The organism is Shewanella sp. Choline-02u-19 (assembly GCF_002836205.1).
GTDB lineage: Bacteria > Pseudomonadota > Gammaproteobacteria > Enterobacterales > Shewanellaceae > Shewanella.
The window spans coordinates 56,436-69,556 of the sequence record NZ_PJBE01000012.1; the positions used below are offsets into that span (position 1 = coordinate 56,436).

Here is a 13,121-nt window from a genome sequence, read left to right on the forward strand (position 1 = left end):
AGTGTGTGATGCGATTAACCCGCAAAACAGACCAAGCAGCCACAACTACTAAGGCTGTCTTAGGTTTAAACCGTCGTCAATTCCTCAAGTCTGCGAGTCTCGCAACAGGTGGTATTGCTGCGGCATCAATGCTTGGCGCAGGAATGATGCGTAAAGCAGAAGCAAAAGATGTACCTCACGATGCCCCAACTGAAATTAAGCGTACTATCTGTTCTCACTGTTCAGTGGGTTGTGGTGTGTACGCCGAAGTCCAAAATGGTGTTTGGACAGGTCAAGAACCTGCATTTGATCACCCATTTAATGCGGGTGGACATTGTGCAAAAGGTGCGGCTTTACGTGAAGTAGGTCATGGAGCTAAGCGTCTTAAATACCCAATGAAGCTAGAAGGCGGTAAGTGGAAACGTCTTTCATGGGAACAAGCGATTGAAGAAGTGGGACAAAAAGCGCTTGATATCCGTAAAGAGTCTGGTCCAGATTCAGTTTTCTTCATGGGAAGTGCCAAGTTCTCTAACGAACAATGTTATATGTATCGCAAATTAGCGGCAATGTGGGGCACCAACAATGTCGACCACTCAGCGCGTATTTGTCACTCTACCACTGTAGCCGGTGTTGCAAACACTTGGGGCTACGGTGCGCAAACCAACTCAATCAACGATATGCGCAACTCCAAAGTGATGATGTTTATCGGTTCTAACCCTTCAGAAGCGCATCCTGTCGCGATGCAGCATATTCTGGAAGGTAAAGAGCGTGGCGCTAAAATTATTGTTGTCGACCCTCGTTTTACTCGAACTGCAGCTAAGGCTGATGAGTTCGTACATATCCGTCCGGGTACTGATATTCCATTCATCTATGGCCTGTTATGGCACATTTTCGAAAATGGTTGGGAAGATCAAGATTTCATTAATCAGCGTGTTTACGGTATGGAACGTATCCGTGAAGAAGTGAAAAAATATGATCCAGCTGAAGTTGAAAACGTGGTTGGGATACCAAAAGCGCAGATGTACCGTGTTGCTAAGCTTTTAGCTGAAACTAAGCCTGGTACAGTTGTTTGGTGTATGGGTGGTACTCAGCATCACATCGGTAATGCGAACACTCGTTCATACTGTATTCTCCAGTTAGCCCTAGGTAATATGGGCGTGTCTGGTGGTGGTACGAATATTTTGCGTGGTCACGATAATGTTCAGGGTGCAACTGACTTTGGTTTATTATGTGATACTTTGCCAGGATATTATGGATTAAAAACAGGTTCTTGGAAGCACTGGTGTAATGTTTGGGACTTAGATTATGAGTGGGTTAAGAGCCGCTTTGATCAAGAGAAACATTTAGGCCAAGATCCAATGACCTCTGCAGGTATCCCATGTTCACGTTGGCATGATGGTGTACTTGAAGATAAAGCTAATATTGCGCAGAAAGATAATGTTCATATGGCATTTTTCTGGGGACAATCAGTTAACACTGAAACCCGTGGTCGTGAAGTGCGTGAAGCATTGAACAAGATGGAAACAGTGGTTGTAGTGGATCCATATCCAACTATGGCGGGTGTCATGCACGAACGTACGGATGGTGTTTATTTACTTCCTGCGGCAACACAGTTTGAAACTTACGGTTCTGTATCAGCGTCTAATCGCTCATTACAGTGGCGTTCACGAGTGATTGAACCACTATTCGAATGTAAGCCAGATCATGTGATTATGTATAATTTGGCGAAGAAGTGGGGCATTGAAAGTGAGCTCTGTAAGAATATCAAGGTGAATGGTGAAGAGCCGTTGATTGAAGATATGACCCGTGAATTCAACCGCGGTATGTGGACCATTGGTTACACCGGTCAAAGCCCAGAGCGTTTGAAAATGCACCAAGAAAACTGGGGCACCTTCGATATTAAATCGCTTGAAGCACCAGGTGGACCTGCTAAAGGTGAAACCTATGGCTTACCTTGGCCTTGTTGGGGTACTCCAGAGATGAAGCATCCAGGTACACAAATTTTGTACCGTACTGGTCGTGAAGTGATTAACGGTGGCGGTAATTTCCGTGCTCGTTATGGTGTTGAACATAATGGCACCAATATCTTAGCTGAAGGTTCTTACTCAAAAGGCAGTGAGATCCAAGATGGTTATCCAGAGTTTACCGACAAGATGCTTAAGCAACTTGGTTGGTGGGATGATCTAACGGCTGAAGAGAAAGTTGCTGCTGAAGGTAAGAACTGGAAGACAGATATCTTAGGTGGTATTCAGCGAGTGGCTATCAAGCACGGTTGTATTCCTTACGGTAACGCTAAAGCGCGTTGCGTCGTTTGGAACTTCCCTGATGATATTCCATTACACCGTGAGCCACTTTATACACCACGTCGTGACTTGGTTTCTAAGTATCCAACTTATGATGATCGTATGGTTTGGCGCCTTCCTACCCTGTATAAATCAATTCAGGAAAAGGATTTTGCCAAAGACTTCCCACTCGCCGTTACAACTGGGCGTTTGGTAGAGTACGAAGGTGGTGGTGAAGAGACTCGTTCAAATCCATGGCTTGCAGAACTTCAGCAAGAAATGTTTATCGAGATCAACCCTGCGGATGCTGCTGATCGCGGTTTACGTGATGGTGATGATGTTTTCGTTCATAGTCCTGAAGGGGCAAAAATCACAGTTAAAGCGATGGTAACTCCTCGAGTTACCGCTGGCGAATGTTTCATGCCATACCACTTTGCGGGTGTATTCGAAGGTAAGAGCCTTGAGAAGAACTATCCCGAAGGAACAGTACCTTACGTTATTGGCGAATCTGCCAACACTGTAATGACCTATGGCTATGACGTTGTGACTCAGATGCAAGAGACGAAAGCCTCTTTGTGTCAGATCAGCAAAGCTTAATTAACTTGATGAGGAGATAAGCCATTATGGCAGTCATGAAATTCTTATGTGACACCAAACGCTGCATCGAGTGTAACGGTTGCGTCACAGCATGTAAAAACGAAAACGATTCCGCTCTAGAGTGGGGCATTCAACGTCGTCGCGTAGTCACTATCAATGATGGTGTACCGGGTGAAGCGTCAATCTCAGTGGCATGTATGCACTGTACTGATGCACCTTGTATGGCAGTCTGTCCTGCAGATTGTTTCTACCGCACTGAAGATGGCATCGTATTACACAATAAAGATACGTGTATCGGTTGTGGTTACTGCTTCTATGCTTGTCCTTTCGGAGCGCCTCAGTTCCCTCAGAAGACAGCATTTGGTAGTCGCGGCAAGATGGATAAGTGTACTTTCTGTGCCGGTGGCCCAGAAGAGACTCATTCAGATGCAGAGCGCCAGAAGTATGGTGCTAACCGTATCGCCGAAGGCAAATTGCCAATGTGTGCAGAGCTTTGTTCAACTAAAGCACTGTTAGCGGGTGATGCTGGCGTAGTATCTGATATCTACCGTGAGCGTATTGCAGCTAGAGGAAACCCTGGCGCAATATGGGGCTATACCCCAAAGACTGGCGCGTAGGGCTGAATAGGGCTATGCACTTTGGTGTATAGCCCAATTAAGGAGTGAATATGTATATGAAATCACTGCGCAGCTTGTTCGCAATGCTAGTTATCCCTCTGGTTTTTTCTATGGGGTTGGGACTTAGCACATCAGCAATAGCAGCAGATGAACAATCGAGCCAACAGCAAGCGGGTAAAACCAGTGAAGCTGATCTTTGGCGCGCGGTAAGAGCAGGCGACTCAGGCTTTACAACAGCTCAAGGTATTGAGCCAGGTGTATTGATTAACGTTGCGGGTAACCAAGGTAAAGACGTAAGAAACCAGTACTTAACACCAGTGATGGGTATTACTGTTGTCGGTGTATTTGCTGCGTTCCTGTTTTTCTACTTGGTAAATGGTCCTTCTAAGCTGAGTAAGGGCTTTTCTGGAAAAATGGTGCTGCGTTGGACTAAAGCAGACCTGTGGATCCACTGGGTATTAGCGACATCATGTTTGGCACTGATTTTTACTGGTTTAAATATCATGCTGGGTAAATATGTATTGCAGCCTTATGTTGGGGAAGGCTTCTGGGCTGGTCTCATCTATGGTACCAAAACGATACATGATTGGGTCGGACCGATATTTATTGTGTCTTGGATCCTGTGTGTTGTTAAATGGATGCCAATGCAAACCTTCAAGATGTATGACTTAAAATGGTTCCTAGTAGTTGGTGGTTATATCAACTTTGGTCCATTTAAAGGCAAGCATCCTGATAGTGGCTTTGCTAATGCTGGTGAGAAAATGTGGTTCTGGTCATTAACCTTATTCGGGCTATTTATTGCCGCGTCAGGTTTAATGCTAGTATTGCCAGGTTTGGATCTACCACGCGAAGCCTCTATGGCTGCACTGTTAATTCATGCTATTAGTGCGATTATCATCATCGCCTTTACTATCGTGCATATTTGGATGGCGACAGTATTAAGTGAAGGTGGTATGGAGTGCATGGTTTCTGGTTATTGTGATGAAAACTGGGCCTCTCAGCACCACAATCTTTGGTATGACGAAATCAAAGAAAACGGTACCTTAGAGTATAAAGATTAAACTCTGGTTATGAGTTATAAGTCTTAAGCTGTAAGTCATAAATGCCCTTGGCCAAATAAGTCGGGGGCTTTTTTTTGCCTGTAATCCACGAACGATTTTAATGCATTTGATAAGTAATCTCCCCCTATTTCAGATTCTTTCAGAGGCTCTGTTTTGCTTAAAAATCTATCACGCTAAGTTATTCTACTGCTAAACAATGTAACGCTTAAGTTACTATTGTTATTAACAATTAGTTATGCGCATTATTGCTTTACTTGTACCGCCTAAACACCTCCATTATATAAAACATGATTAAGCTAACACTTTAGTGGTATTGATGATGTTTTCCGCAGCTGAATTGGATTCAGATCAATTTTCCTGCTGCCTTTTTCTCATATATTGTCCGCGAAACTTATGGATGTTTTTAATAACAATCACCTTCTTTTGACTAACTCGTTTGATGATAACACTTGATTAACAAGTGGCCGTGTTATGAGCTCGTAGAAAAAGGTGCCCTGATAATTTCTAATAAAGAATATTCCTTCCATACCAGGAGCAAAAATGAAGAAGCAACAGCCTGATCTGAACCGCAGATCTTTGCTGAAAGCGCTCACAATTGGTGGCACCGCAGGTGTCGCAATCGCCGCAACAGGCGTGAGTGTAGCTCAAGCAAGTGAAAATAATGTCAGCACTAAGAGTGCTAATGGCTATCAAGAAACTGCTCACGTTCGCAGTTATTACAATAGCTTACGCGGCTAGTTTAGGAGAATTTAAGCGATGCAATTAACTCGTAAATCCAACGCGGCACCTACTGTAGAGAAAAAAACTCTAGGTATTAGCCGTCGTCAATTTATGAAGCAAGCTGGTATCACATCTGGTGGTATTGCTGCAGCTTCGTTGTTGGGTACAGGCATGATGCGCCGAGCAGAAGCCAAAGATGTCCCACATGATGCACCCACTGAAATCAAGCGCACAGTATGTAGTGCTTGTGCTGTTGGTTGTGGTTTATACGCAGAAGTACAAAATGGCGTATGGACAGGTCAAGAGCCTGCTTTTGATCACCCATTCAACAACGGTGGACACTGTGCTAAAGGTGCTGCGCTACGTGAACATGGTCACGGTGAGAAGCGTCTTAAGTACCCAATGAAACTTGTTGATGGCAAGTGGAAGAAACTATCTTGGGAACAAGCTTTGAACGAAGTTGGTGACCAGATGCTAGATATCCGTAAGGAATCTGGTCCAGATTCACTTTACTTTATGGGTAGTGCTAAGTTCTCGAACGAAGGCTGCTACATGTATCGTAAATTTGCGGCAATGTGGGGCACGAACAACGTCGACCACTCTGCACGTATTTGTCACTCTACCACGGTAGCCGGTGTTGCTAACACTTGGGGCTACGGTGCGCAAACTAACTCTTTCAACGATATTCAGAATGCAAATGCAATCTTCTTCATCGGGGCTAACCCTGCTGAAGCGCATCCTGTTGCAATGCAGCATATCCTGATCGCGAAAGAGAAAAATAACGCAAAACTTATTGTAGTTGATCCACGTTTCTCTCGTACTGCTGCGCATGCTGATTTACATTGTGATCTGCGTCCGGGTACTGATATTCCATTCATCTACGGTATGCTTTGGCACATTTTTGAAAATGGCTGGGAAGATAAGACGTTCATTCAAGAGCGTGTTTTCGAGATGGAATCAATTCGCGCAGAAGCGAAAAAATTCCCACCAAAAGAAGTGGCGAACATCACTGGTTGTCGAGAAGAAGATGTTTACCAAGCAGCTAAACTGATGGCGGATAACCGTCCAGGTACCGTTGTTTGGTGTATGGGTGGTACTCAGCATCACGTGGGTAATGCTAACACTCGTGCTTACTGTATCCTTCAACTTGCCCTTGGTAACATGGGTGTTAAAGGCGGCGGAACAAACATCTTCCGTGGACATGATAACGTACAGGGCGCGACTGACTTAGGTCTATTGTTCGATACGCTACCAGGTTACTACGGTCTAAAGACGGGCTCTTGGAAACATTGGAGCCACGTTTGGGACCTAGATTTTGATTGGGTTAAGAGTCGTTTTGACCAAAACTCATATCTTGGTCGCATTCCAATGAATACTCCTGGTATTCCTTGTTCTCGCTGGCATGACGGTGTGTTAGAAACGCCTGAAAAACTCGCACAAAAAGATCGCATTCGTATGGCATTCTTCTGGGGACAATCAGTTAACACTGAAACTCGTCAGCGCGATGTCCGTGATGCACTTGATAAGATGGATACGGTTGTTGTTGTTGATCCATTCCCAACAATGGCAGGTGTCATGCACCGTCGTAAGAATGGTGTTTATCTTCTTCCTGCAGCCACTCAGTTTGAAACTGAAGGTTCTGTGTCTAACTCTGGCCGTAGCCAGCAGTGGCGTGAGAAGGTTATCGAGCCATTATTCGAATCTAAGACTGACCTTGAGATTATGTACCGTCTATCTCAAAAGCTCGGTTTTGCTGATGAGTACACTAAGCGTATCGCTAAAGACGCAAATGATGTTCTTGTTATTGAAGACATTACTCGCGAAATTAACCGCGGTATGTGGACGATCGGCATGTCAGGCCAAAGCCCTGAGCGTTTGAAGCTGCATACTCAAAACTGGGGCACATTTAGCAACACAACTCTTGAAGCTCTTGGCGGTCCTGCTAAAGGCGATACTTATGGTCTACCTTGGCCATGTTGGGGTACACCAGAGCAGAAGCACCCTGGTACACAGATCCTTTATAACACAAGCAGACATGTTCTTGAGGGCGGTGGTAACTTCCGTGCTCGTTTTGGTGTTGAGTATAAAGGTAAGAACTTATTGGCTGAAGGTAGCTTCTCTAAAGGCGCGGAAATTCAAGACGGTTACCCAGAATTCACCGCTGACATGCTTAAGCAGCTTGGCTGGTGGGATGACCTAACAGCAGAAGAGAAAGTAGAAGCTGAAGGTAGAAACTGGAAGACTGACGTTTCTGGTGGTATCCAACGTGTAGCAATGAAGCACGGTTGCATCCCATACGGTAACGCTAAAGCTCGCTGTATTGTTTGGACATTCCCTGACGAAATACCAATTCACCGTGAGCCGCTTTATACGCCACGTCGTGATCTTGTGTCTAAGTATCCAACATATGATGACATGCAAGTTCATCGTCTACCGACGCTGTACAAGTCAATTCAAGAGAAAGACTCAGCAGCTAAGTACCCGCTAGGTCTGACTTCTGGTCGTCTAGTAGAGTATGAAGGTGGTGGTGAAGAGTCTCGTTGTAACCCTTGGCTTGCGGAGCTTCAACAAGAGATGTTTGTTGAAATTAACCCTGCTGATGCTGCTGATCGCGCAATTCGCGACGGAGACACTGTATGGCTTGAAGGTGCTGAAGGTGGCCGAATCAAGATTAAGGCTATGGTCACTCCACGCGTTAAGGTTGGTGTTACTTGGATGCCTTACCACTTCGCGGGTCATATGCACGGTGAAAGCCTTGCAGCTAACTACCCAGAGGGCACTGTACCTTATGTTCTTGGTGAGTCTTGTAACACAGCATTGACTTATGGTTATGACCCTGTGACTCAGATGCAGGAAACCAAGGCATCGTTGTGCCAGATCGTTAAAGCGTAATTGCAGAATTAGCTAGGAGAATTGCCAGAATGGCTACAATGAAATTTTTATGTGATACCAAGCGCTGCATCGAGTGTAACGGTTGTGTCACAGCATGTAAGAATGAAAACGACTCTGCTCTTGAGTGGGGAATTCAACGTCGTCGCGTAGTGACAATCAATGATGGTGTGAAGGGCGAAGCGTCAATTTCTGTCGCTTGTATGCACTGTAGTGATGCACCTTGTATGGCTGTTTGCCCTGCAAACTGTTTCTACAAGACTGAAGATGGCATCGTACTGCACGACAAAGATACTTGTATCGGTTGTGGTTACTGCTTGTACGCTTGCCCATTTGGTGCTCCTCAGTTCCCTCAAGGCGGCGCTTTTGGTGCTCGCGGTAAGATGGACAAGTGTACTTTCTGTGCTGGTGGTCCTGAAGAGAACCATTCTGACGCAGAACGTCAGAAATATGGTTCTAACCGTATCGCTGAAGGTAAGCTACCTATGTGTGCCGAACTGTGTGCAACTAAATCGCTACTAGCGGGGGATGCTGGAGTTATTTCTTCTATCTTCCGTGAACGTGTTGCATACCGTGGTTCTAAAAACGCAATTTGGGGTTGATCAACTTAGGTTGAACATCTTCCAACATACTACTTGTTGGCCTGTTTAGTTGGGCCAGCAAGCAGTAACAGAGGACGTATTATGAACAAATGGTTTAAACACATAGGTATCGCTATTGCACTGTTATTCAGTGTGACAGCTTTTGCTCATGACAGTGCAGATCATGCTGATGATGCTAAAGTGGATAATGGCCAAATTTGGTCACAGCTTAAAGCGGGTGCAGAAGGTCGTACAACATCGTTAAGTGAATTCCATGCTCAGCCAATCAACACGTATGATTTACGTGTACTTGAGCTGCGTAGTGACCTATTAGCGCCGGCGTTAATGGCCGCGCTATTTGGTATGATCATTATCTTTATCCTGTTTATCAAAGTGAATGGCATCTCCAAGCTGCACGGTGGTTTCTCGGGTAAGTTGGTCTATCGCTGGTCTAAGTTTGACGTGTCTATTCACTGGTTAGGTGCTATTCCGTGTCTGCTATTGATTTTGACGGGTCTAACACTATTGGCCGGACGATTCTTCTTCCAGCCTTATATCGGTGAAGGTCTATGGTCAAACCTTGTCTATGCTGCAAAGCAAGTGCACGACTTCATGGCGATCCCGTTCATGATTGGTTGGGCATTAATGACAGGGCTTTGGGCTAAAAACCAGCTACCAAAGATGTACGACATTAAGTGGATGATGGTTGTTGGTGGTTACATCAACTTCGGTCCATTTAAAGGCAAGCATCCAGATGCTGGTTTCGCTAACGCCGGTGAGAAGTTGTGGTTCTGGGCCTTTGCTTTATTTGGTCTGGTGATCTCTGCTTCAGGTATGTTGCTACTATTCCCGAACTTGTTCGAGCCTAGCCGCACATTGAGCTTGATTGCATTGGTACTTCACTCTATCAGCGCTATCATCATTACTGCTTTCTCAATCGTCCATATCTTTATGGCTACGGTTATGTCTGAAGGTGGTATGGAATGTATGGTTTCAGGTTACTGTGATGAAACTTGGGCAAGCCAGCACCACAATCTTTGGTTCGATGAGATCAAAGAGAATGGAACGCTTAAATACAAAGAGTAAATTCTTTAGTATCTAAGGCTTGAACGGCAAACACCTCAGTTGATTTATTCACTGAGGTGTTTTTGTTTTAAACGGACAAATGACGAGTTGGTCGATTTATGCGCCTTTGCTAAAACATGACTTACTTAACAAAATGCTCTACATTTCCTTGATAGGAAACGCTAAGTTATAACCAAATCACGTTTTACTGTGATTTAAAGTGTTAATTTTGCTCTCCGCTAGTTCAATTCGGTACATCTCTCTTTATTTTTGAACAGCCATCTTTGATAGGAATTTTTATGTCTTCAATTATTTTGCCCGATAGCGCTCAACCTTATAAAGCTAATATCACCACGCCAGATTGGATGATTAGTAGCATGGAAAAGGTGATGCAGTTCTATGTCGATCGCAATTTAAGGCTCGATACGGTTTCTGCCGAGATGATGCCAAACCCAATTGAAGGTAAGAAATACATGCTTTATGCGCATGTGCCTTTCTGTCATACCTTGTGCTCATATTGTACTTTCCATCGTTTTCTGTTCAATGAAGATAAGGCTCGTAGCTACTTTATCTCTTTGCGAAAAGAGATGGATATGGTCAAAAACCTCGGTTATGACTTCGAGTCTATGTATATCGGCGGTGGTACCACCACTGTTTTAGAAGATGAACTTGCCCGAACCATCGAGCATGCGAAAAAACTGTTCCCAAGTATTAAAGAAGTGTCATGTGAGTCAGATCCACAACACTTAGACCGTCCAGGCTTTAAGCAGCTTGAGGGCTTAGTTGATCGTATGTCTATCGGGGTGCAGAGTTTTAACGATGACATTTTAACCATGACTGATCGGATCGATAAGTTTGGTACTGGTCAGCAGACATTCGATAAAATCATGGCAGCTAAAGAGCTGTTTCCGATCATTAACGTCGATCTTATTTTTGGCTTTCGTGGTCAAACAGATGAAGTGATCCAAAATGACTTAGATATGGCGGCAAAGTTAGACCCACGTCAAATCACCACTTACCCGCTGATGATCACGCATCAAACACGTAAGAGTGTTAAAGGTAAGTTGGCCGCGCCTCAAGGTGACATGGTGCGCCAATATCGTCAGATTTTGAATAGCCTGAATGGCCAATACAATCAGCTTTCAGCTTGGGCATTTGGTAAAACAGATAATGAAGGTTTTGATGAATACGTTATCGACTACGACGAGTATTTAGGCGTAGGTTCAGGCTCATTCAGTTTCTTAGATGACACGCTCTACGTGAACACCTTCTCGTTGAAGAAGTATCAACAGCGAATTGGAAGTGGCCATATGGGTGTTGAGCAGCAAAAAAACTACGGTCGTAAAGAGGTGATGCAGTATCGATTCCTGCTAGGGATGTTCTCAGGGCGTTTATCACGTAAGTACTTCCGTGAGACATTTGGCGTCAACCTAGATACCGCCTTATTTAAAGAGATGACCTCGATGAAGGCTATTGGTGCTATCAAAAATGACCCGATGGATCGTGATAATTTGATTGTTACTGATAACGGTAAAATGATGGGGTTGTTGATGATGAAAGAGTTTTACTCTGGGATGGACAATGTCCGAGCTCAACTGCGTAAACCACTAAAAGAAAGTGATATGTAATCAGTTAACATTGGCTAAGCTAATATTATAAATTGATTTAATTAGGTCCACTAAACTCCTCCACAGCAAATGCGGTAACTACTTGAGAGTATTTACCGCTTTGTTTGTTTACCCTGAAAAATTTCTTATGTCTGCAGCGAAATTAGGTGCTCTAAACGAACGATATCTTCCCTAATTTGTACGATATACGTATCGGTATATCGCATTTTATCAAACTCATAAAGACACGCTTTATAACGTTTGAGACGAGTCTCGAGCGACTCCTGGAACTCCGTGAGTTCATCCATACTAATAATTGAGTCCATTCAACTATCCTATTCCGTTGGGATGTGGCCATGATATACGCAGTCAAGCCGTGACTGTGTAAGTGTTTTAAGTATAGTCAAAATGGGTGGAATAACAGAAAAGATTTATAATTCATTATTACGAGGTTTTTCTGAAGCTTAATGCTGACGGCAAATGCATATTTAGTTATAAATGTCGTCAAGTCTCACGCCTGCTTGAGAGATGTCTTACATGAAACGACTATAAAACGCCCAAAATCACTCCAGAGCATTCTTGGGAATGTGAAAATTGAACCGTTTCTCAAGATAAAAGCTAATGACTTACGCATTGGGCTTGGCGCACGAATACAAATCTCTTACTATCAATGTATCGCACTCTATTTATCAGGTTGTCATGGCCAGTATTTTACTTGTCGCAAACTTAAACTGTGATCGTATCTTTAACCTCAATAAACCGCTGAAAACAGGAGGTCGATTTCATTATCAAGATGGCGGCCAGAGGCTTGGTGGCGGTGGTGCTAATACGGGGATCGGCTTAGTTTGGGCTGGACATCAAGTGACGTTAGTGACTGAAGTTGGGCGTGATGACGTCGGTGACTGGTTGTTAGCAGAAGCGAGTACTCAGGGGATTAATTGCAGCTTAGTGCAGCGTCGAGCGGGTCCTACTAACGAAATGCTATTGATGATGACGCCTGATGGTGAGCGAACCATCATTCGTCCCGAGCGACCGACATTTGAGTTACCCATTCCGCCTCAATGGGGGACGATTGACGCTTTTTATATTAATTCATCATCTGAAGGTGCTGCTAGCTGGGCGAAAACGGCGATTAAGCATTGTTGGGTGATAGCCCAATTGGCTAAAGATGAGCGAGCTCGACCTTGCCATATTTTATTAACCTCCTTAAGTGATATGCATGGGCGTTGCGGACAGCAGCCATGGGAGTTTGCCAAGTCGATAGCGGGCGAAAGTTTGCAATATTTTATTGTGACTGATGGTGAAAATGGCGCCACGCTCTACAGTGGATCCGAACCCGTTGATGTGGCGGCAGTGCCGAGTGTGGTGGTTGATACCACAGGCGCGGGAGATGCTTATGCTGCAGGCCTTATTAACGGTCTGGTTAACAAATTAACCATGGTTGAGTCGATGCAAGAGGCTTCGACCTGGTCTAGCTACGCAGTGGCCTGTGAGAGTTCAATCCCAGGGAAAGGCTTAAAAGAGTATTTAAGTGCAGGAGCTCAATCTAAATCGTCATCTTAATGTCACTATTATCAAGTAGCTTTAGCTATGGATTGACGTTTTCCTTAGTTTATTAACCTCTTTTTAAACTGCTTTTTGCCCTGTTCTCCTACAGGGCTATTTTTCTACAATAACCCCCCTCTTATCAATACTAATAATCAATGCGAGCCAAGCGATTTTC

General features: G+C 44.3%; 10 protein-coding genes. 9 read left to right on the forward strand and 1 reads right to left on the reverse strand.

Annotation, left to right across the window (positions count from 1 at the left end; all coding sequences use genetic code 11):
• Positions 1–8 precede the first annotated feature (8 nt).
• From CXF83_RS02300 to CXF83_RS02335, 8 genes are all read left to right on the forward strand, one after another.
• Positions 9–2,858, forward strand: coding sequence for a formate dehydrogenase subunit alpha (locus CXF83_RS02300; RefSeq protein WP_101090113.1), 2,850 nt, complete (start codon positions 9–11; stop codon positions 2,856–2,858).
• Positions 2,859–2,884: 26 nt separating this feature from the next.
• Positions 2,885–3,475, forward strand: coding sequence for a formate dehydrogenase FDH3 subunit beta (gene fdh3B / locus CXF83_RS02305; protein ID WP_101090112.1), 591 nt, complete (start codon positions 2,885–2,887; stop codon positions 3,473–3,475).
• A gap of 50 nt (positions 3,476–3,525) precedes the next feature.
• Complete coding sequence (locus CXF83_RS02310) at positions 3,526–4,536, forward strand: formate dehydrogenase subunit gamma (RefSeq protein ID WP_101090111.1); 1,011 nt, start codon at positions 3,526–3,528, stop codon at positions 4,534–4,536.
• Positions 4,537–5,076: 540 nt separating this feature from the next.
• On the forward strand, positions 5,077–5,274 hold the full coding sequence (locus tag CXF83_RS02315; protein WP_101090110.1) for a twin-arginine translocation signal domain-containing protein: 198 nt from the start codon (positions 5,077–5,079) through the stop codon (positions 5,272–5,274).
• An 18-nt stretch (positions 5,275–5,292) separates the two neighbouring features.
• Positions 5,293–8,148 (forward strand): molybdopterin-dependent oxidoreductase, encoded by a 2,856-nt coding sequence (locus tag CXF83_RS02320; RefSeq protein WP_101090109.1) that lies wholly within the window; start codon positions 5,293–5,295, stop codon positions 8,146–8,148.
• A gap of 29 nt (positions 8,149–8,177) precedes the next feature.
• Positions 8,178–8,747, forward strand: a complete 570-nt coding sequence (gene fdh3B / locus CXF83_RS02325) for a formate dehydrogenase FDH3 subunit beta (protein WP_101090108.1) — start codon at positions 8,178–8,180, stop codon at positions 8,745–8,747.
• A gap of 81 nt (positions 8,748–8,828) precedes the next feature.
• Positions 8,829–9,812: a formate dehydrogenase subunit gamma gene (locus CXF83_RS02330; RefSeq protein WP_101090107.1), complete on the forward strand. Its 984-nt coding sequence runs from the start codon at positions 8,829–8,831 to the stop codon at positions 9,810–9,812.
• Between the two features lie 278 nt (positions 9,813–10,090).
• A complete protein-coding gene (locus CXF83_RS02335) occupies positions 10,091–11,419 on the forward strand; it encodes a coproporphyrinogen III oxidase family protein (protein ID WP_101090106.1) in 1,329 nt (442 codons plus the stop codon).
• A 125-nt stretch (positions 11,420–11,544) separates the two neighbouring features.
• On the opposite strand, the gene CXF83_RS02340 is transcribed toward CXF83_RS02335, so the two are convergent.
• Positions 11,545–11,724, reverse strand: coding sequence for a hypothetical protein (locus CXF83_RS02340; RefSeq protein ID WP_101090105.1), 180 nt, complete (start codon positions 11,722–11,724; stop codon positions 11,545–11,547).
• Positions 11,725–12,097: 373 nt separating this feature from the next.
• Between CXF83_RS02340 and CXF83_RS02345 the strand changes: the two genes are divergently transcribed.
• On the forward strand, positions 12,098–12,961 hold the full coding sequence (locus CXF83_RS02345; RefSeq protein WP_101090167.1) for a PfkB family carbohydrate kinase: 864 nt from the start codon (positions 12,098–12,100) through the stop codon (positions 12,959–12,961).
• Positions 12,962–13,121 lie beyond the last annotated feature (160 nt).